The following is a 20,648-nucleotide window of genomic DNA, read 5'->3' as shown; positions in this document are numbered from 1 at the left end:
CATGAAGCGCATGAACCGCTTCACCCGGTGGCTGGCCAAGCGGCAGTGGGCGGAGAAGATAGAGCTTGCGGAATGGACTCTGCGGAGGTCCCGTTACCTCACTCCCGGCAGCTATGAGCATGAGGCGGAGCTGCATCAGAAATACAATGTTTCCCAGCTGGATGGCGGTTATGGCACTACGTATTTCCTTCAGCGGGAGATCACGGTTCCGGGAGAGTGGGCGCGTGAAGAGGCGGCGCTGCTCTATCTGGGGCGCGGGGAAGGTCTGCTGAGGCTGGACGGAGCGCCATACCATGGCCTGGACAGCAATCACTGGTTCATTCCGCTGCCGTCTTCTGCTCCGGGTGAACGCCTGGAGCTGGACATCGAGCTGTATGATCCGGTGCCCGAGCCGGAGGACCCGCTGAACCGTCAGGCGGTGATTAAGCCGCCGCTGACCGGCATTGAAATCACGCTTGTGCGTGTGAACCGTCCGGTATACAGCCTGCTGCATACCGTGAACATCGTGCATGAAGCGGCTCTTCTGCTGCCGGAGGGCGATATGCGCCGCCTCCGCAGCCTGAAGGCACTGGAGCGGGTGATGGACACGCTCTATATGAAGGAGGGGCTGCTGCTGGATGGCGAGGCCGTAACTGCGGCGGAACAACTGCTGCGGACGGCCGCTTCGGTGGAACGGCCTGCGGGGCTGAACCCGGGGACGATGCATATGGTCGGCCAGTCGCATATTGATGTGGCCTGGCTGTGGCCGGTCCGGGAGACGGTGCGCAAGGTGAGCCGGACCTTCTCCACGGTCTGCACCCTGATGGACAAGTACCCGGACTTCCGGTACTCGCAGAGCCAGCCCCAGCTCTATGCCTTCGCCAAGGAGCATTATCCCGAGCTGTACGGGCGGATCAAGGAGCGGATTGCCGAAGGCCGGTGGGAGCTGGTCGGCGGCATGTGGGTGGAGCCGGATCTCAATATTCCCGGCGGGGAGTCGCTGGTGCGGCAGATGCTGTACGGCCAGGGCTTCTATATGAAGGAATTCGGCAAGCATTCCGCGATTGAATGGCTGCCGGATACCTTTGGGTACTGCGCCTCTCTGCCGCAGCTGCTGAAGCAGGCGGGGATTGATTATTTCATGACCACCAAGCTGGGCTGGAATGACACCAATCCCTTCCCGCATACCTTATTTCATTGGGTCGGCATTGACGGGACGAAGATTGTGGCCTATCAGAACCATGGCGTCAACGAGCATACGCATCCGAAGGATGTGCAGGAGCACTGGCAAGCTTATGCCCAGAAGGAAGAGCATGATGAGCTGATGCTGCTCTACGGCCATGGCGACGGCGGAGGCGGAGTCACCCATGAGATGCTGGAATATGTGGCCCGCACCGGTCTCGCTCCAGGCCAGCCGGTCAGCAGATTCTCTACGGCGGAAGCGTTCTTCTCGGAGATCGGTGCGCGCCAGCCGGAGCTTCCGGCATGGCATGGCGATCTCTATCTGGAGCTGCACCGCGGCACCTTCACGACCCATGCCTTCAACAAGCGCAGCAACCGCAAGGCGGAGATTCTGTACCGGCAGGCGGAGATTTGGAGCGTGCTGGCGCAGAAGGACGGTACTCTGGAGCCGGATCAGCCGGAGCAGCCGGATGTGCAGCGTCTGCTGCCTGCCGGGGAACTGGCCGAAGGCTGGAAGCTGCTGCTGCTTAACCAGTTCCATGACATCATCCCCGGCACCTCTATCCCGGAGGTGTACACGACCTCGCGGGAGGAATACGCTGAGATTTTCCGTCTGGGCGGGCAGGTGCTGGACACCGCCCTGCACACTCTGGCTAGCCAGGTGAATACTTCGGCGGGCGAGGGCCGTCCCTATGTAATCTTCAACAGCCTGGGCTGGGAGCGGACGGAGTTCATCCGGCTGGAGGGCGGTCCTGAGCTGGCTGCAATACAGGCGTATGATGAGGACGGCCCGCTTGAGAGCGAATGCTGGAACACAGGGGCAGGCAGCTATACGCTGGCTGTGCGGGTCCGCAAGGTTCCGGCCTTCGGCTGCCGGACGATCTGGCTGCGGGAGGCTAAGCTTCCTATTCAGCAGCAGGCTGTTCCCGCCGCCGGTGAGAGCTTCCCGGAGCAATGGGAGACGGACCATTATATTCTCACATTTAATGAAGACGGCGAGATTAGCCGCTGGTATGACAAAAGTGCGGACCGCGAGCTGCTCCAGCCCGGCCGGACCGGCAACCAGCTGCAGTTCTATCATGACACCCCGCCGCTGTGGGATGCCTGGGATATAGACCCGCGTTATGAACAGCAGCCTGCGGGCAAGACGAAGCTGCTGGAGCGCCGGGTGGTCAGCAGCGGGCCTGTACAGTCCGTGCTGAGGTTCCGCTGGCAGCTTGGTGAATCGCTGATCGGGCAGGAGATCGTCCTGCCCCGGAACAGCCGCAGAGTGGATTTCCGCACCCGCGTAAGCTGGAGAGAGCAGCATAAGCTGCTGAAGGTTGCTTTTCCGGTGGATATTGTGGCCACTAAGGCTACGTATGAGATTCCGTTCGGCGCGCTGGAGCGCCCGACCCACCGCAACACCAGCTGGGAGCAGGCGCAGTTCGAGGTCTGCGGACACCGCTGGGCCGATCTGTCCGAGGGCGGCTATGGCGTCAGCCTGCTGAACGACTGCAAATACGGCTATGACATCCATGACGGCGTGCTCCGCCTCTCGCTGCTGCGCGCCCCGCGCTGGCCGGACCGCAATGCCGACCAGGGGGAGCATGAATTCACGTACTCGCTGTATCCGCACAGCGGAGATTGGCGGCAGGCCGATGTGGTACGCGAAGCGGCGGAGCTGAATGAGCCGTTGCTGGCGGTCAGCGAAGCCGCACATTCCGGCCGCTATCCAAGCACCCACGCCTGGCTGAACTTCCAGAGCAGCCACGTTATGCTTGATACGATCAAGCCGGCCGAGGACGGCAGCGGCACGATTGTCCGGCTGTATGAAGCGGCAGGCAGCAGAGAGACAGCTACGCTGGACTGGCAGGACGAGGAGATCAGCGCCTGCCGGGTCAATCTGCTGGAGAGCAACACCGGGTCCCTGGAGACCACCGGCGGCGTCATTCCGCTGTCCTTCCGGCCCTATGAGGTCCAGACGCTCAAGCTATATCACGAACATCATTCGCAGGAGGAATAGACATGCAAATTACAAGACATCCAAATAATCCGATTGTCGTCCCGGGCGGCTATGAATGGCGTAAGGTTACCGTATTTAACCCGGCCGTTATCATCGATAACGGCAAGTTCTATATGATTGAGCGTACCGCCGGTTCCCTGACCCCGTGCAAGAACTATCTGGGCCTGCTGGAGAGCGAGGACGGCGTGAACTTCACCCATGTGAAGGATGAGCCGATTGTCACACCGGATATGCTGGGCTTCCCGTACGGCAGTGTGCAGGACCCGCGCATTGTGAAGATCGACGGCACGTTCTACCTGAACTACGCCCTGCGCCCTTGTGCCATGAGCTATTATCCTACCGGGCGCGGCGTCCCTGAGCGCTCCATTCCGACCTACCCGGACGGCTGGGGAGAAGAGGAGGGCCACTGGCTGACCCGCTCCTCGATTCTGAAGTCAACCAATCTGCTGGACTGGGAGTTCGTGGCGGACACGACGCCGCTGGAGATCAACGACCGGGACAACATCCTGTTTCCTGAGAAAATCAACGGCAAATTCGTGCTGCTTCGCCGCCCCGAAGAATACGTGGGCGAGGCCTACGGCACGGAAAAAGCCGCTATGTGGATTACCTACTCCGAGGATCTGGTGCATTGGGAAGAGCCCAAGCTGCTCGCCTCTGCCGGGGACCTGCCGTGGGAAGCGCGGAAGATCGGCGGCTCAACACCTCCAATCCGGACAGACAAAGGCTGGCTGGTGCTCTATCACGGCGTAGATGAAGAGGTTGTCTACCGTGTGGGAGCGATGCTGCTGGATCTGGAGCAGCCGGAGAAGATCATTGCCCGGACCCGTAATTTCATTATGGAGCCGGAGACCTATTACGAGAAATTCGGCTTCCAGATTCCGAATGTCATCTTCCCGACCGGCAATGTGGTCAAGGACGGCCTGCTCTATATCTACTACGGCGTAACCGATACAGCCATTGCGCTGGCTACGGTGCCTCTGGATGAACTGGTGGAGCATATTCTGAAGGAAGCAGAGTAGCCGGAAGCCGCCGCCAAGAGGAGTACCAGACCATTGCCCCCGAAGCAAAGTAACCCAAGCACTCGCGGGGCAGGCAGCCGGGTTCGTCCCGCAAATGGCGAAGTGGCGAATCTCCTGTACAGATGCTGGTGACATAAATGTTGCATATTTTGCAGCTTGGGTTCACAGATAGCCAGCTTTACGGGAGGAATGTTGCATAGAATGCAGGAATAATCCTGCCACACTGCCCGGACGAGATGGAATCCTGCCTTTTGTGCAACAATTACGCGTTCGGGGCAACAGGATGAGCGAAATGTTGCAATATGTGCAGGATTGATTGTAAGTCAAAACCCAGGGCGAGTCTCCGCCCTATTAAACCGGTCTTTTCGCAGCAGCTCCCTTCAAGGCATGTTCCTTGCGGTACTGTCCCGGCGTCAGACCGGTTTCTTTTTTGAACTTGCGGATGAAGTTGGGCGCATCCAGATAACCGACCTGCTCGATGATTTCCTTGAGCGGCGCACTGGTGTTCTCCAGCAGACGGATCACCTCGTCCACACGCCGCTGCCAGATATACTGGGAGAAATTGCTGCCGGTCTTCTCCTTGAAGCTGCGGCTTAAATAAGAGGTCGAGATGGCGAACTTCAACGCCACATGCTCCAGGCTGAGCGTGTAATCGGCAAACTGCTGGTCGACATATTCCAGAATGTCATCCATCAGCGAAGACTCGCTCGTCTCTGTATTCCGTTCGACCTGGGCGCAGATGGCGGCAGCCAGTGAGAGCAGCCGGCTCTCCAGCTCCTCCAGCGTCTCGAAGGAGGTCAGCTCCGGCATATTGGTGAACACCTCATCCATGCCCAGCTCCGAGGCGGTGCGCAGAAAAGCGTTCAGCAGATCGAAGCAGATACAGCGCAGCAGATGCACCTGGAGCGGCTCATCCTTCATCGTATCGATGGTGTCGGCAATCATCTGGGCCGCTACCGATTCGTTGCCCTGCTTCAGACTCTGCTCCAGCTTGAGCATCGATTTGCGCGGAATCCAGAAGCTACCGGCAGCGGACGGGCTTAGCTCAGCCAGCTGCTCGAAGTAGGTGACCTGGCCGCTGCGCCGGATCATCCGGTGCTCCAGTGCCGCCGAGGCTTCAATGAAGGACTGGTTCAGCCGGGCCAGGTCGCGGTAGGCCATGCCGACACCGATGCTCAGCTCAAGCTGCGAGTGTTCCCGGATCACAGCCTGGACGGCTGTAATCACCTGCTCCATCCGGCTCTGGACCGGAAGCTCCCCTTCGCCGGGAAGGGAGACAATCAGCGCGAACTGGTCCTTGACCGAGAATTCAATCCCGAAGATCTGCGCATCCGGCCCGGGCAGGCGGGTATTGGTCAGCATCTCCTGCAGCAGATGGCGTTCCTGCCAGGACTGGCCGCCGGACGCCGGATCATCCCAGGACAGGATCGCCGAGAAGTAGAGGCCTTGTCCCTGCGGATAGCGGAAGCCTGTGCTGAGCAGCATCTGCTCAATCTCGGGATCATCCGGCTTGCCGTGCTTGAGCAGCAGCAGCATACACTGGTTGCGGACAAAAGGCTCCTGAAGATCAATTCTGGCGCTGTAATCATGCAGCGTCTGGCGGATCGAGTCCCATTCATTGCGGACTCTGTACGTCTCGCTGCCGCTGCCTCTCGGCTTGGCGAATTCCATCAGGTCCCGGATCGGGTGATATTGCCGCTTGGCCAGCAGCAGTGCGGCCGCTATGCCTGTGACAACTGTGATGCAGAAGACAATCAGAATCAGCGTCTGGACATGGGCCACCCGGCTGAAGAACTGGAAGCTGGGCATCGTGGTGACGTAGGTCCAGCCGTTCTCTTCAGACTTCACAGACACCACGGAATATTGCTCCCCGTCCAGCTCCAGGTTGTGAATACCCGGCTGAAGGGCAGAGATCTGCTTCAGCTCGTCCTGGGGGAGACTGACGCCATGGCTGTTCGCAGTCAGCACCTCGCCGGAGGGACCGAAGATATAGCTGCTGCCCGCGAAATCGTTCAGAATCGTATCCATCACGCCGGTAAGATTCGATTCCTTCATCAGGTAGACAACCGTTCCGTAGGGGAACGGGTCATTGGGCTTCACGGGGATCAGCATGGCGAGCATCGGCTCGACACGGGAATTGACGGTTACATTCTCGGCGGGACGCACAAGCGGCTGGCGGGTCTCATTCAAGTCACGGCGCAGCTCATCCGAAGTCCAGTGCTCGAACTGGTAGAGCGTATTGAACGTAACATGAAGATCGGCCAGGCCGCGGTAAGAATAAATATTGGCATCGCCATGGAAATAGAGAAACAGATCCTCGGCGATGCTGCTGCTGGCCTTGTAATTCGCCAGTGCCTGCACAGCCTCCAGACTGTAGTACGGATGACGGACCATATAAGGGGTCAGATGCTTGTCATAGGCGATTCTGCCTGCGATTTCCTGGAGCTCGTTCATCCGGCCGTCAATGGTGCTCTTCACCTGATTGAGCTGGTTGACATTGGATTGTTCAATTTCGACCCTCAGGCCTTTGACGGCGTTTTCATAGACGAAGAAGGTAACGCCGGTCAGCGGGATGAGGAACATAAGGATATAGGAGAATGCGTATTTGAGCAGCAGCTTGGATTTGAAATGATTCCAGGTAAGCCGGAAACGGTTGAGCAGGGATAGCGGGTGTACGGGCTGGGCCATGAAGCAGTACCTCCAGTGTTAAGATATTCGGACCAGAAATCCTGGATGGAAGCTGTTGGATTAAAAATCACAGTTCTCATCCGGATGACACTTGTGCTACTATAAACATTATAACATTATAATCTTTAGAGTGAAGCAGCTTTTATTTTAATGACAGGACGGCAAAGGCGTTGCTTATTGTTAAGCATAAGGATGTATGGAGTTCATGTCATTAATCATTTTTTGTAATCCCCTGCAGACCGGGGGTGAAGAAGGAGATGGGACAAGTGGGCACAGAGAACGTGCTGCGCAATTTGCGGCTGGTGGACGGCCGGACGGTGGATATTTCGATCCGGGACGGCATGATCACCGCGATTACCCCGCCGGGCCAGGCGGAGGGCGGGACCCTGCTGGACTGCGCCGGGTTATATGGCTCCAGCGGATGGATTGATCTGCATGTACATGCTGTGCCGGAGCTTGACCCCTACGGCGATGAGATCGACGAGATCGGGGTGAAGCAGGGGGTAACGACACTGGTGGATGCCGGGAGCTGCGGTGCAGACCGGATCGGAGCCTTTTACCGCGCAAGTCTTGAGGCCGATACACGGGTGTTCGCTCTGCTCAATATCTCTAGAATCGGCCTTGCGCGGACCGATGAGCTCTCGCAGCTGGAGTGGATTGACCGGGCCAGGGCGGTGGAGGCGGCGGCAGCCTACCCGGAATTTATCGTCGGCCTGAAGGCCCGCATCAGCCAAAGTGTCGTCAAGGACAGCGGCATTGAGCCGCTGAAGCTGGCACGCGCGCTGTCGGAAGAATTGAAGCTTCCGCTTATGGTGCACATCGGCTCAGCCCCGCCTGCAGTAACCGAGGTGCTGAAGCTGCTGCAGCCGGGTGATGTCATTACCCATTATCTGAACGGCAAAGCCAATAATCTGTTCCATGCGGACGGCACGCCGCTGCAAGAGCTGCTGGATGCCGCCGCCAGAGGCGTACAGCTGGATGTAGGGCATGGCACGGCAAGCTTCTCCTTCCGGGTGGCGGAGCAGGCGAAGGCGGCTGGTATCGGGCTGAATACAATCAGTACAGATATCTACCGGGGCAACCGGCTGAACGGTCCGGTGTACAGCATGGCGGATGTGCTGACGAAGTTCCTGCATCTGGGCTACAGCCTGGAAGAGGTCATCCGGGCCGTGACCAGCAGCGCTGCCGCGTGGCTTGGCAAGCCGGAGCTGGGACAGATCCGGGTAGGGGAGCCGGCCAACCTGACCTTGTTCGCTGTGGAAGCAGGAGAGAAGCAGCTGAAGGACTCGGAAGGCGAGGTCCGGACCGCGAATCACTATATTGAAGCAAAAGGAGTCTTTATCAATGGATCATTCATTACGAGCTAAATATGGATTGAAGCGGGTGATTAATGCCAGCGGAAGAATGAGCATCCTGGGTGTATCCGCGCCCACCGATTCGGTGATGGAGGCGATGAAGCAGGGCGGCCAGCAGTATGTGGAGATCGCGGATCTGGTGGACAAATCGGGAGATTACATCGCCCGTCTGCTCGGCTCGGAAGCAGCCGTTGTTGTGAACTCTGCCTCCAGCGGCATTGCGCTGTCCGTGGCGGCGGTCGTGACCGGCGGTGATCCGCGGCTCAGCCTGCGCCTGCACCAGGAGCCGGTGCTGAAGAATGAGATCATTATGCTGAAGGGCCATAATGTGCAGTATGGTGCGCCTGTGGAGACGATGGTCTTCCTCGGCGGCGGCCGGGTGGTCGAGGTTGGATATGCCAACGAAGGCCGCGCAGAGCATATTGAACAAGCCATCGGTGAACGTACCGCAGCGATTCTCTATGTGAAATCCCACCACGCCGTCCAGAAGAATATGATCTCGGTGGAAGAAGCCTGGGAGGTTGCACAGCGCAGGGGCGTGCCGATGATTGTCGATGCGGCAGCGGAGGAGGACCTGCGCAAATATGTCCAGTATTCCGATCTGGCCATCTACAGCGGGTCGAAGGCGGTTGAAGGTCCTACTTCAGGCATTGTAGCCGGGAAGAAGCAATACATCGGCTGGCTAAAGGTACAGCTGCACGGGATCGGCCGCAGCATGAAGGTCGGCAAGGAGACTACCTTCGGACTGCTTCAGGCGTTGGATGAATACCAGAACAAGGCGGACAACAGCCAGCAGGAGAAGCAGGCGCTGGAGGCGCTTCAGCCGCTGGCCGCCCTTCCCGGAGTGTCGGTCCGCACCGTGCAGGATGAAGCCGGGCGGGCGATTTACCGGGGACGCATCCAGATTGATGCCGCTGCTGCGGGCGTGGATGCCCGTGAGGTCAATGACCGTCTGCGCGAAGGGGATATTGCCGTGTATACACGTGATTATGGAGTGAAGCAGGGGTATTTTGATATTGATCCAAGGCCGCTCCAGGGAGACGATCTGCAGGTCATTGTCAGCAGAATTCAAGAAATTATAGGGGGCAGATCATAATGAGCAAGATTCAGCAGCGTTTCTATAAGAACAGAGCGGCACTGAATGTATTGGCCGGCAGTATCGGGAATGCCAAGGACATCTACGAGGCGGCCGAAGGGCATGTACTGGTAGGCGTGCTCTCCAAAAATTACGCCAACGCCCGCGAAGCGTCCGCCGCTATGACAGAGTATGGACAGGCGATCCAGGATGCCGTCTCCATCGGGCTTGGTGCCGGGGACAACCGCCAGGCGGCGGTGGTCGCAGAGATCGCTTCAAGCTATGCTGGCAGCCATATCAATCAGGTATTTCCGGCTGTAGGCGCGACCCGGGCCAATCTGGGAGCGGAGGACAGCTGGATTAACAGTCTGGTCTCGCCCTGCGGACAGCCGGGGTATGTCAACATCTCCACCGGTCCGGTCAGCTCAGGAAATGCCGCGCAGGCCATCGTTCCGGTGGAAGCCGCCATTGCCCTCGTCCGGGATATGGGCGGCAATGCGCTTAAATATTATCCGATGAAGGGGCTGGAGCTGGAAGAAGAGTACCGTGCGGTGGCAAAAGCCTGCGGAGAGGCCGGATTTGCCCTGGAGCCTACGGGCGGAATCGATCTGGACAACTTCGCACCTATTCTGGAGATTGCCCTTCAGGCGGGTGTGCCGCAAGTGATCCCGCATGTCTATTCCTCGATCATTGATCCCGAGACGGGAAGCACGAGGGTGCAGGATGTCCGCACGCTGCTTGGTACGATGAAATCGCTGGTGGACCGGTATGCCTAGAATCGCTGCATTTGGCGAGGTGATGATGCGGCTGCAGGTTCCGGGATTGGAGACGCTGGCCCAGAGCAGCAGGCTGGAGTACTCTTTTTCGGGCAGCGGGGTGAATGTAACGGCGGCGCTGTCCAGATACGGCCATAATGGCGCACTCATCACTACTCTGCCTGATACTCCGGTTGGGGATGCGGCAATCGCTTATCTGCGCAAGCTTGGGGTCGATACGTCACTGATCCGCCGGGGCGGCAAGCATCTCGGAATGTACTTCCTGGAGAACGGGTTCGGCGCCCGCCCCGGAAGAGTCACCTATACAGACCGGCTGGGCAGCAGCTTCAATACCGCCGGCGCTGATCAGTATGACATGGCGGCGCTGGCTTCCCGGGTGGATGTCCTTCATCTATGCGGGATAACACTCGCTATGAATGATAGTGTACGCCGGCAGATGAAGCAGCTTGCTGCCGAAGTGAAGCGGGCCGGAGGCCAGGTGGTATTCGACTGCAACTACCGTCCCGCGTTATGGGGCGAGGACGGCTACGCCAAGGCCCGCCCGCATTACGAGGAACTGCTTACGCTGGCCGATCTGGTACTGATGAATGAGAAGGATGCGCTGTACATTCTTGGCATGAGTGCCGGTGATTATGATAGAATAACACAGTTGAAGCAGGTGATTCCTGCCGTGGCGGAGCAGTTCGGGATCGGAACGGTTGCGGGAACCCACCGTGAGATTAATGCGGACAATACGCATTCCCTGACCGGATATATGTACCGTCAAGGTATGTTCGCGTTCTCCCGCAAGCTGACCTTCCCGGTACATGACCGGATCGGTGCCGGGGATGCCTACGCCAGTGCCATCATCCATGGCGGGCTCCGGCAGTATCCCCAGCAGCAGACGGTCGATATGGCAGCGGCCGCAGCGATGCTGGCCCATACCGTCCCGGGCGACACCGCGCTGTTTACCGAGAGCGAGGTGCTCCGGGCGCTGTCAGACCATACGTTAGATGTTGAAAGGTAGTGAGCAGAGCGTGTCTCTGAAACGCAAGCAAGGCCCCTTATACCAGCAGATCCAGAAGATTCTTAAGGACCGGATTCTGCACGGCGTCTACCCGCTGGGGAGTATCATCCCCTCTGAGCCGCAGCTGGAGAAAGAGTTCGGTGTCAGTAAAATGACGGTCCGCGGCGCGGTCCAGGAGCTGGCCCAGGAGGGCTACGTCCAGAAGAAGAGCGGTGTCGGAACGATTGTCATGCGCAATACCGCCTACCAGAAGCTCTCCAAGGGCAAGCGGTTCACGGAGCTGTTGGTCGAGGCCGGTCATAAGCTGGAAAAGAAGCTGCTGAGCACAAGCCTGGTCACCAATGATGCCGGGACGGAGGAATACAGCCGCTACGGGCCGTATTGCCAGCGGATTGAACGGCTGTATATCCTGGACGGACAGCCCTATATCCATCTGATCCATTTTCTCGCGGCAGCCGCTCTGCCCGGGGGAAGTGCGGCGGAGATGAAGGCAGACTTCCAGTCTCTGTACGATTCGCTGGAGGAGAAGGACATTGTGCTGGAGAGCTTCAGGGACCGCTTCTTCGCTGAGCCTGCGCCGCCCGAGGTGTGTGAGCTGCTGAAGCTCCCGCCCGGCGCCTATGTACTCAAACGCCTGCGCAACTCCTATGATGCGGAAGGCAGGCTAATTGAGCACAGCATCGGCTGTTATAACACGGAGCTGCATCATTATCTGGTCAGCTATGATGCCTGAGACCCGTCATATGCTACGGTTGCACACAAGCTTGCTTGCTGGTAACCGTGGCATTTTTGCGTATATAGTACATATCCGGTTCATATTCCGTTCATATTGCCGTCATAGAGAGGACATCTTCGTCCGGTAAGCTTGCAGTAACGGTCATGAAGCAAGCCTACAAACAGACAGGGGAAGATGAACATGAGACCACCGGCGAACAAGACAACGGGCAAGCAAACGGGGTTCAAGAAAGTGCGTAAGATTCTGCTTAGAGTATTGGGAGCGATCCTGCTCGCTATTGTGCTTTTTGTGGGGATTGTATATATCACGAATGTAATCAGCAGCAATGCGGAGGCCAAAAGGATAGAGCCTTACGGCCAGCAAGTATCCGTAGACGGCAAGAAGATGAATGTGTTCATTCAAGGCGATGGCCCGGACACGGTCGTGCTGCTTCCCGGCTTCGGAACAGCTTCACCGGCGCTTGATTTCAAGCTGCTCGTTGACGAGCTGTCTCCACATTATAAGGTTGTAGTTGTTGAGCCTTTCGGCTATGGCTTAAGCGACGCAACGAAGAAAGAACGAACCTCAGAGAATATCGTAAGTGAAATCCATGAAGCGTTACAGCAGCTCAATATTGACCGTTACATCCTTATGGGCCATTCTATCTCAGGAATCTATAGTCTGGATTATGTGAACAAATATCGGGATGAAGTCAGTGCATTTGTCGGACTGGATAACAGTGTACCGTCGCTGAGCGAGCAAAAGATTGAGTCCTCAGAGACAACCATGGTTAAATGGTTCCGAACCTTAGGCTTCGCCCGGCTGCAATTGAAGCTGAGTGATGACCCCTATGAGGGACTGGCATATGATGAACACACCAAAGAACAATTGAAGCTGCTGATCCAGAAAAATATGTACAACACAACGCTGTTAAATGAGGCGGAGAACATGTACTCTAGCTTTAAAGGGGCTGAACAGCGAGGGGTAACGTTCCCGCCAAATCTCCCTGTCCTGCTTTTTGTTCAAGCGGAGCATCCGGCAACGGATCAATGGATTCCGGAGCATGAGAAGCTAATCAGCCATTCCGTACATGCAGAGATGGAGCTGCTGGATGCCAATCATTATTTATACCGTTCCCATCCTGCAGAAATTGCTGAGAAATTCATGAGCTTTATGAAGGAGATAGGGCAGCAGCCTTGAGGCTCTGCCGGGAGCTTGCTAAACTTAATAAAACACAGTGAAATAATAAGAATTTTATCTTTTCAAATGACATGGTTTGTGAGAGAATAGGTACAATCTTGGTAAAGTTAACATTTGCCATCACCTATATTTAGAGGAGGAAACACCATGTCAGAAGAGCGCAAGCTGTCCTTTGAAACCCTCGCCGTCCATGCAGGCCAGGAGATTGATCCCACTACTCTTGCCCGTGCCGTGCCGCTATACCAGACCACTTCCTACGGGTTCCGCGATGCGGAGCACGCCGCGAATCTGTTCGCGCTTAAGGAGTTCGGCAATATCTACACCCGGCTGATGAATCCGACGACCGATGTGTTTGAACAGCGGCTGGCCGCGCTGGAGGGCGGGGCAGGCGCACTGGCGACCGCTTCCGGGCAGTCGGCGATTTCCTTCTCTATTCTCAATATTGCCGGAGCAGGCGATGAGATCGTCTCCTCCGCAAGCCTGTACGGCGGAACTTATAATTTGTTCTCCACGACACTGCCTAAGCTGGGCATTAAGGTGAACTTCGTGAACTCCGATGATCCTGAGAACTTCCGGGCAGCGATCACAGATAAGACCAAGGCACTCTACGCTGAGACGATCGGTAATCCCCAAGGGAACATTCTGGATATCGAAAAGGTTGCAGCCATCGCCCATGAGCACGGGATTCCGCTGATTGTGGACAATACCTTCCCCAGCCCGTATCTGCTGCGTCCGATTGAACACGGGGCCGATATCGTTGTACACTCGGCGACTAAGTTCATCGGCGGACACGGAACCTCTATTGGCGGAATCATCGTGGACGGAGGCAAGTTCGACTGGAAGGCCAGCGGCAAGTTCCCGGGCCTGACCGAGCCGGACCCGAGCTACCACGGCGTCGTCTACACGGAAGCGGTCGGGCCAATCGCCTATATTATCAAGGCGCGTGTCCAGTTGCTCCGCGACCTTGGCGCGGCAATCTCTCCATTCAATTCCTGGCTGCTGCTGCAGGGCCTGGAGACGCTGCATTTGCGTCTGGAGCGCCACAGCCAGAATGCGCTGAAGGTGGCTCAGTATCTGGAGGCCCATGATGCTGTAGAGTGGGTGAGCTATGCCGGACTACAGAGCCATCCATCGTATGAGCTGGCCCAGAAATATCTGCCTAAGGGCCAGGGTGCGATCCTGACCTTCGGCATCAAGGGCGGGGCTGCAGCAGGGGTGAAGCTGATCGAGAATGTGAAGCTGTTCTCGCATCTGGCCAATGTCGGCGATTCCAAGTCGCTGATCATCCACCCGGCCAGCACGACCCACCAGCAGCTGTCGGATGCGGAACAGCGGGCGGCCGGCGTGACGCCGGAGCTGCTGCGCTTGTCCATCGGTACGGAATCCATCGACGACATCCTCTATGACCTGGAGCAGGCGATCGCCGCCAGCCAGCAGGGGTAAGCGGATTTAGCGGGAGTAGACTGTGCTGGGGAGTGAGAGGCTGAGCCCCTGAGCTGCCGGAGAGTTGTAGCTGGATAGAGGTGAGCAGAAGCCGCGTGCTCCCCCCTCCCAACTGGTTTCAATTAAGCACAGTTCCTTGCAGCCATAGGAATTACAGACCACTGTTTGATGCAGAGTATTTCTGCATTGGATGGTGGTCTTTTTTTGCGGGAGCAGGAGGCCGGGGGGGGGGAGTAATGGGAAGAGGGGGTGCGGGGAAAGCGGTTCGTAAGAGGAGAGGTTTGTGAGGAATTGATTTGCAAGGTAATGGTTCGTGGGGAAATGATTCGTAAGAGGAGCGGATTGTGAGGAAATGATTTGCGAGGAGACTGGTTCGCGAGGAAATGAGGAAATGGGTTTGTGAAAAAAGTGGTTCGTAAGAGGAGCAGTTCGTGAGAAGAGCAGATTGTGAGGAGTTGATTCGCAAGGAAATGGGCCGGCGAGTGTATTTTGTACAATAGATTAGGCTATATCCGGCGTTAAAATCTGTTCTAATGTATTCCATACAATAGATTTCCAGCATACTCCCCCAAAACACCCCTTCCACAAAAATCTGCTGTACAAACTGCAACAGATTGCTTTTTAGAACCGCTAAAGAGAAGATCTGCTGTAGTAAATACAATAGAACAGCCAGGGGTCATGCCGAAACCCGAAGGTGAGCCCCAACCCAGTTCAAAGCCGTTAGTGATTAACAACAAAATGTGTAAACGTTACTTCCTACCCACTCCAGTTCACCCACCCGCTCCAACTCACCCAACTCACTCTAGCTTACTCACCACTTCAGTTCACCCACGGACTCTAGTTCGCCGCTCCATCTCAACTCGCCCCCACCACCTGTTCCATACCCATCTGGGGAAGATGCTGCTGCCGCTTTCATTTGATACCGTTTGCATATTTCTGCGCCTTTGCCAGTATCTATAGAATGAAGCATGTGAGGTGTTGGCAGCAGCCCTTGAGGGGAACAACACGGCAGTAATCCAAGTGAGAAAAGGTGGGTGCGAGGATGAAGGGTGAACGCCAGCAGAATGAGGGTCCAAAGTATGAGGAGCATCCGTTCCAGTCTGACCCCGGCGGCCGGGCGGCGGGTCTGGAGATGAGCCAGTCCGCATCTGTAGCCTCCGCCGCAGCGGAATTTCTTGCCGGGGGAGACCCGCGCAAGAGTAGCGTTAGCTCAAGCCGCAGTTATTCCCGCCGTCCCGGGGAGCGCCAGACCTTCCTGGTGCTGCGCGAGGGCAGGGGGGATGGGGCTGCCCGCCGTGAGCCGCCCGGTGTCTATCCTGCGGGTCCCTGTCTGATCCGCGCCGAGGAATGGCTGCGCGAGCCGGAACTCTCGGCGCTCTATTCGCGCTGGATGTCGTGCGGGGAGGCGGAGCCTGCGCAGGCGGAGCGTATCCTGCAGCGGATCTATTACCGGCTGCGGGCAGCCACAGCCGACCTGGTGGAGTCGGCTGACGGCGTGTGGGCCGCAGTCACTCTGCCTTACACGGCGAAGCTCGCCGCCCGCCCGGACCGGCTGGCCGCGCTGCAGGACGCGCAGCTCGGCGCGCTGTTCGCCGCCGTCCTGCACAGCCAGCGGCTGGGCGGCGACAGCCGCATAGACCTGCTGGCGCCGTACCCCGCCGGCGCCGCCGAATTCGCTGCGCAGCGCGAATTCATTGAGGCCGTGGCCGAGCAGACCCTCGGCCACGCTTATGCGGCAGCCTGCCGCATCGGGGCGCTGCTCGCCCCCGATGTGAGCCCGGCTGCCGCCGGGGAAATCGCGCGCATCGCCGATTTCCTCGTGCTGGACGGCGCGGCGGGCGAAGCCGCGCCGGGGGCGAACGCCGCCGAGGGCTTCGCCCGGGCGGCGGCCGGGGTGCTGGCCGCCGTACGCCGGGTGCGGCCGGCGGCGGCAGTGCTCGCCGCGGGGGCACCGGCGGCGTACGCGCTGGCCGATCTGTATGAGATCGGCCTGAGCGGGGTCTTCTGCGGCGCGGCCCAGCGGACCGACGCGCTGCTGCGGGCGGCCTGCCTCACCTGGATGGCGAGGCAGGAGCACCCGGATGCCGCTGCCGGAGGCTGGCAGTAGCGGTGGCACCGGCAGCACCGGCAGTAGCGGCCATGCTCAGCCGGTGCTAGCAGCGGGAACATGGGAAATCACATGAAGGTCCGCGTTTTAACGGAGAGGGAGTAGTTGAATTAGAGTAACTGGGAGAGTGGGAAACCACTCTCTTTTGTTGTCGTTGCTGTTGTTGTGTAGAAAATTATGATTTTCTTCTGTTGTGGATAAGATGTGTATAGTTTTGGGGATAAGTAAATTCAATCGGGTGGGGCGTCGGCGTGGGGGCGGAATGTAATTCAAAAACCGAATACAATCGGCAACGGAGGAGAATATGGGCCCAATATATGCGAAAAACCGAATACAAGGGATACTGCTGCGTCGAGGGAGGAGCCACATGCTCTCCCATGCTCCCCATCCAGTAACCTTCATAGAGAAATCCTGCACAAAATGCAGCAATACTGCCCAATACGAAGCAGTCTACGCCGAAATCCTGCACCAAATGCAACAAAGTCAGCGCTAACTTGCTCTCTGCGCCGGAATTTTTGCAAATTATGCAACATTGCTCCCCAGCCAGTAACCTTCATAGCGAAATCCTGCATAATGTGCAACTATGCTGCCCCATACCCATACAAGCGGCCTGTGAGAGCAGGCACCAGCACTCCTTCACCCCGAACCATTCAAGTCTCCACACTTGCACAACTCCCGCCTACTCGTTAGACTCATTGTAAATCAAGCAGAACGAGCAGGGGGATGACTTATGAACATCGAGAATCTGGAGGCGTTTGTGTTTGTAGTTCATTTGGGCAGCTTTAATAAAGCGGCGGAGGCCCTGTTTTTGAGCCAGCCGTCCGTGACGGCCCGCATCCGTTCCCTGGAGAACGAGATGAATGTGAAGCTGTTCCACCGCAACGGCAGATACATTCAATTAACAGAGGGCGGCAAGAAGCTGATTCCCTATGCGGAGAAAATCCTCCAGTCCTACCGTGAAGCCACCTACAAAATGAACCAGCATATTGCCCTGCCGGAGGAGGTGCGGATCGGATGTTCCATTTCCATCTCCAATTACCTGCTCCCCGGGCTGCTGAATAACTTCAGGACCAGGTTCCCGGATACCCGGGTCAAAATCCTGTCGTATCCGTCCGAGCAGATCATGACCCGCATTCTGGAGGAAGAGGTGGATTTCGGCCTGGTGCGCACGACGACCCATCCCCGGATGATCAGCAAAACGATGCTGTCCACCTCCATCGGCCTGTACGCTGCTCCGGATCATCCGCTTGCGCTGCGCAAGGAGACCATCAAGACATCCGAGCTGCTGGACCATGAGATTATCTTTTATGATCATCTGTCGGAGGAATGGCTGCTGCTGGTCAAAATGTTCGAATCGATGCAGATGCGCCCCAACATCATTTTTGAAGTGGATAACATGGAGACCGCCAAGCGGCTGGTGGAGATCGGCAGGGGCGTGTGCTTTTTGCCGGAGTATTCGGCCAGAAGTGAGATCCTTAAGAATACCCTGGCCCGCATACCGGTTGAGTCCGAGGTGGATGTCCACGCCAAGGTCTCGCTGATGTATCTGAAGGAGAAGGATGAAACCGCAGTGCTGGAATTTTTCTCGAACAAGGAATTATACCGGGATAATATGACATTGAAATAACATAATAAGTAATATCTAAATAGACAGTCTTTATAACAAATAAGATTATGTCTATTTTTTTTATTTAAAAATTCATGTTAAGGTAGTTAACAAGCAATAAAGACACCGGGATGTCATTAAAGTTAACTTAAGGCTCAATCCCACGGCGTCGCAAACTACAATGACTGAAGGGGTGTTCTGAAATGGTATTTCATCTTAAAGGCATCAAGTCTCTGGCTGTGATTACAATCCTGACTTCCCTGCTTGCGGGATGCGGCAATGCTGCGGACAACACTTCTGCGGCCAATCCGGCGGGTTCGCCTTCTCCGGGGAATAATACCGCTGCAAGCGGGGGCCTGGTGGACAAGGTTAAAGCGGACGGCAAAATAAAGGTCGGTACGGATGCAACCTATGCACCGTTTGAATTTGTTGAGGATGGTAAAATTGTAGGCTACGGCGCGGAAATTCTGGCTGAAGTGGTGAAAGAGCTGGGAGTGAAGCTGGAGCAGCCGGATACACCTTTTACCGGTATACTGCCGGGGCTGGATGCCGGGAAGTTCGATATTGTGGCTACGTCCATGACCATTACACCGAAAAGACAGGAGAACTACCTTTTTACCGTTCCCATTGCCGAAGGAACGGCGGCGGTGATGAAGCATAAGGGGGATGATTCGATCCAGACGGTGGACGACCTGAACGGCAAGATTGTCGGTGTTCTGATCAATTCGGGTCCGGTGGATGCGCTGAAAAAATATAACGAGAAGCTAAAAGCGGACGGCGGCGGCTTCAAGGAAATGAAGGAATATGTAAGCTATCCCGATGCCTATCAGGATTTGGCTGCCAAACGGGTGGATGCAGTGGTTCAGGCTCTGCCGGCCATGTCTCAGCTGGTCAAAAGCCGGCCCGATACTTTTGAGATCGTAGGCACGATAGGAGATCCGACGTATCTGGCCTGGATGGTCCGCAAAGGGGACACGGATATGCAGCAGTATCTCAACCGTGTGATCATCGGGATGAAGGAGAACGGCAAGCTGGCGGAAATGCAAAAGCAGTGGTTCGGATTCGAGATGAAGGTTCCTGACGAAATGTACAGCATCCAAGAGTAAGGATGTGTGAAGCGAGGTGTGTGAATGTTCGAATTTGAAACGGTTGTGAAGTATTTACCGAATTTGCTGCACGGTGCCCTGTTAACGGCGGGAATATCGGCAGGGGCGATTGTCCTCGCCTTTCTGGGAGGGATTCTGCTCTCGCAAATGCGGGTCAGCGGACTGAAAGTATTGCAGATTCCTGTCCGTGCCTACGTAAGCTTTATCCGGGGTGTGCCGTTTATTATCCAGCTGTTCGTCATTTATTACGGCATCTCCCTGATCGGGGTGGACATGCCCACCTGGCTCATCGGCATGCTGGCGCTGGCCATGAACTCCGCGGCTTATCAATCCGAGTATTTCCGCGCCGGGCTGGAATCGATTCCGCCGGGCTATATCGAGGCTGCACGCGCCCTGGATATGAGCAAGCTGCAGATTCTGCTGCGGATCAAAATGCCGCTCGTCTTTGCCAAGCTGGTACCGCCGCTGACGAATGAATTCATTCTGGTGCTGAAAAATTCGGCGATTGTGTCCATTATCTCCGTCGTGGAGCTGCTGCGGACCGGACAGCAAATTATAACGACAACCTACAGGCCTACAGAGATCTATATTATGGTTGCAGCGATCTATCTGGTCATTAATTTGGGTCTGATGTTCCTGATTAATCTGTACCGCCGGAAACAATCGGTGTGGACCGGCAGAAGCGGAGGTGACCGGGCATGACGATTGACTTCTCTATCCTGCTCGATTTCTATCCGGCCCTGCTCCACGGTCTCTATAATACGATACTGATCTGTGCATCCAGCCTGGTGCTGGGGATGCTGCTCGGTGTGCCGGTCTGCATGCTGAGAATGTCCGGCAGCTCCGTGGTCCGGTTCCTCGGCAAATCCTATATCAATGTGGTGCGCGGAACCCCGTTCCTGGTTCAGGTCTATCTGCTCTACTACGTAGGTCCGTTATACGGATTAACCTTAAGCGCATTTGTCTGCGGAGTGATTACGCTGACGATTTTCGGCAGTGCCTATTTCGCCGAGATTTACCGTTCAGGAGTGGAGTCTGTCCCGAAGGGACATCTGGAAGCAGCCCGTTCACTGGGCATGAGCCGTGTTCAGGCTTTTACCCGGATTACATTTCCGCAGATGATGGCGCTCATTATTCCGATGCTGACCAATCAGCTGGTCGGTCTGGTCAAGGAGTCGGCGATTCTGTCCACCGTGACGGTTCATGAGCTGACCTTTGCCGGAACACGGATTATCGGCGAGACCTTCCGCTATTTCGAAGTGTACATTGCGCTTGCGCTTCTGTACTGGATATTGAATACACTGCTGGCTGCGCTGGCGGACAAGTGGGAGGCACATTTCACCAAATATATGAAGCGGAACAAAAGATCAGAGTGGATTTAGCGGC

The 20,648-nt window shown here is 56.6% G+C and carries 15 protein-coding genes; 14 read left to right on the top strand and 1 reads right to left on the bottom strand.

The window, feature by feature from the left end; genetic code table 11:
• Position 1: 1 nt before the first annotated feature.
• Both MHI24_RS12080 and MHI24_RS12075 read left to right on the top strand, forming a co-directional pair.
• Positions 2-3,166 (top strand): alpha-mannosidase, encoded by a 3,165-nt coding sequence (locus tag MHI24_RS12080; RefSeq protein ID WP_340025858.1) that lies wholly within the window; start codon positions 2-4, stop codon positions 3,164-3,166.
• Between the two features lie 2 nt (positions 3,167-3,168).
• On the top strand, positions 3,169-4,185 hold the full coding sequence (locus MHI24_RS12075) for a glycosidase (RefSeq protein ID WP_340025857.1): 1,017 nt from the start codon (positions 3,169-3,171) through the stop codon (positions 4,183-4,185).
• A gap of 351 nt (positions 4,186-4,536) precedes the next feature.
• Here MHI24_RS12075 and MHI24_RS12070 read toward each other — a convergent pair whose 3' ends face one another.
• A complete protein-coding gene (locus tag MHI24_RS12070) occupies positions 4,537-6,873 on the bottom strand; it encodes a helix-turn-helix domain-containing protein (RefSeq protein WP_340025856.1) in 2,337 nt (778 codons plus the stop codon).
• Positions 6,874-7,130: 257 nt separating this feature from the next.
• On the opposite strand from MHI24_RS12070, the gene MHI24_RS12065 reads away from it, so the two are divergent.
• The 12 genes from MHI24_RS12065 to MHI24_RS12010 all read left to right on the top strand — a co-directional run bounded on the left by MHI24_RS12065 (position 7,131) and on the right by MHI24_RS12010 (position 20,644).
• Positions 7,131-8,240, top strand: coding sequence for an amidohydrolase/deacetylase family metallohydrolase (locus tag MHI24_RS12065; RefSeq protein ID WP_340025855.1), 1,110 nt, complete (start codon positions 7,131-7,133; stop codon positions 8,238-8,240).
• Complete coding sequence (locus MHI24_RS12060; protein ID WP_340025854.1) at positions 8,218-9,324, top strand: DgaE family pyridoxal phosphate-dependent ammonia lyase; 1,107 nt, start codon at positions 8,218-8,220, stop codon at positions 9,322-9,324. Before MHI24_RS12065 ends, MHI24_RS12060 begins: the two co-directional genes overlap by 23 nt.
• On the top strand, positions 9,324-10,079 hold the full coding sequence (locus MHI24_RS12055; RefSeq protein ID WP_340025853.1) for a KDGP aldolase family protein: 756 nt from the start codon (positions 9,324-9,326) through the stop codon (positions 10,077-10,079). Before MHI24_RS12060 ends, MHI24_RS12055 begins: the two co-directional genes overlap by 1 nt.
• Positions 10,072-11,085: a sugar kinase gene (locus MHI24_RS12050; RefSeq protein ID WP_340025852.1), complete on the top strand. Its 1,014-nt coding sequence runs from the start codon at positions 10,072-10,074 to the stop codon at positions 11,083-11,085. Before MHI24_RS12055 ends, MHI24_RS12050 begins: the two co-directional genes overlap by 8 nt.
• A complete protein-coding gene (locus MHI24_RS12045; RefSeq protein ID WP_340025851.1) occupies positions 11,072-11,818 on the top strand; it encodes a GntR family transcriptional regulator in 747 nt (248 codons plus the stop codon). Before MHI24_RS12050 ends, MHI24_RS12045 begins: the two co-directional genes overlap by 14 nt.
• Positions 11,819-12,001: 183 nt before the next feature.
• Positions 12,002-13,000: an alpha/beta hydrolase gene (locus MHI24_RS12040; RefSeq protein WP_340025850.1), complete on the top strand. Its 999-nt coding sequence runs from the start codon at positions 12,002-12,004 to the stop codon at positions 12,998-13,000.
• Between the two features lie 147 nt (positions 13,001-13,147).
• A complete protein-coding gene (locus tag MHI24_RS12035; RefSeq protein WP_340025849.1) occupies positions 13,148-14,443 on the top strand; it encodes a homocysteine synthase in 1,296 nt (431 codons plus the stop codon).
• 1,042 nt (positions 14,444-15,485) lie between these two features.
• Positions 15,486-16,550 (top strand): hypothetical protein, encoded by a 1,065-nt coding sequence (locus MHI24_RS12030; RefSeq protein WP_340025847.1) that lies wholly within the window; start codon positions 15,486-15,488, stop codon positions 16,548-16,550.
• A 730-nt stretch (positions 16,551-17,280) separates the two neighbouring features.
• Positions 17,281-18,177: a LysR family transcriptional regulator gene (locus tag MHI24_RS12025; RefSeq protein WP_340025846.1), complete on the top strand. Its 897-nt coding sequence runs from the start codon at positions 17,281-17,283 to the stop codon at positions 18,175-18,177.
• A gap of 182 nt (positions 18,178-18,359) precedes the next feature.
• Positions 18,360-19,262, top strand: a complete 903-nt coding sequence (locus tag MHI24_RS12020; RefSeq protein ID WP_340025845.1) for a transporter substrate-binding domain-containing protein — start codon at positions 18,360-18,362, stop codon at positions 19,260-19,262.
• A gap of 24 nt (positions 19,263-19,286) precedes the next feature.
• Complete coding sequence (locus MHI24_RS12015) at positions 19,287-19,964, top strand: amino acid ABC transporter permease (RefSeq protein WP_340025844.1); 678 nt, start codon at positions 19,287-19,289, stop codon at positions 19,962-19,964.
• Entirely contained in the window at positions 19,961-20,644 is a 684-nt protein-coding gene (locus MHI24_RS12010; protein ID WP_340025843.1) for an amino acid ABC transporter permease, read from the top strand. The genes MHI24_RS12015 and MHI24_RS12010 overlap by 4 nt, the downstream gene beginning before the upstream one ends.
• Positions 20,645-20,648 lie beyond the last annotated feature (4 nt).

Source organism: Paenibacillus sp. FSL K6-1096 (assembly GCF_037977055.1).
In the GTDB taxonomy this organism is placed as follows: domain Bacteria; phylum Bacillota; class Bacilli; order Paenibacillales; family Paenibacillaceae; genus Paenibacillus_AQ.
The sequence above is the reverse complement of the archived record's forward strand: the minus strand, read 5'-3'. Positions and strand labels throughout refer to the sequence as shown.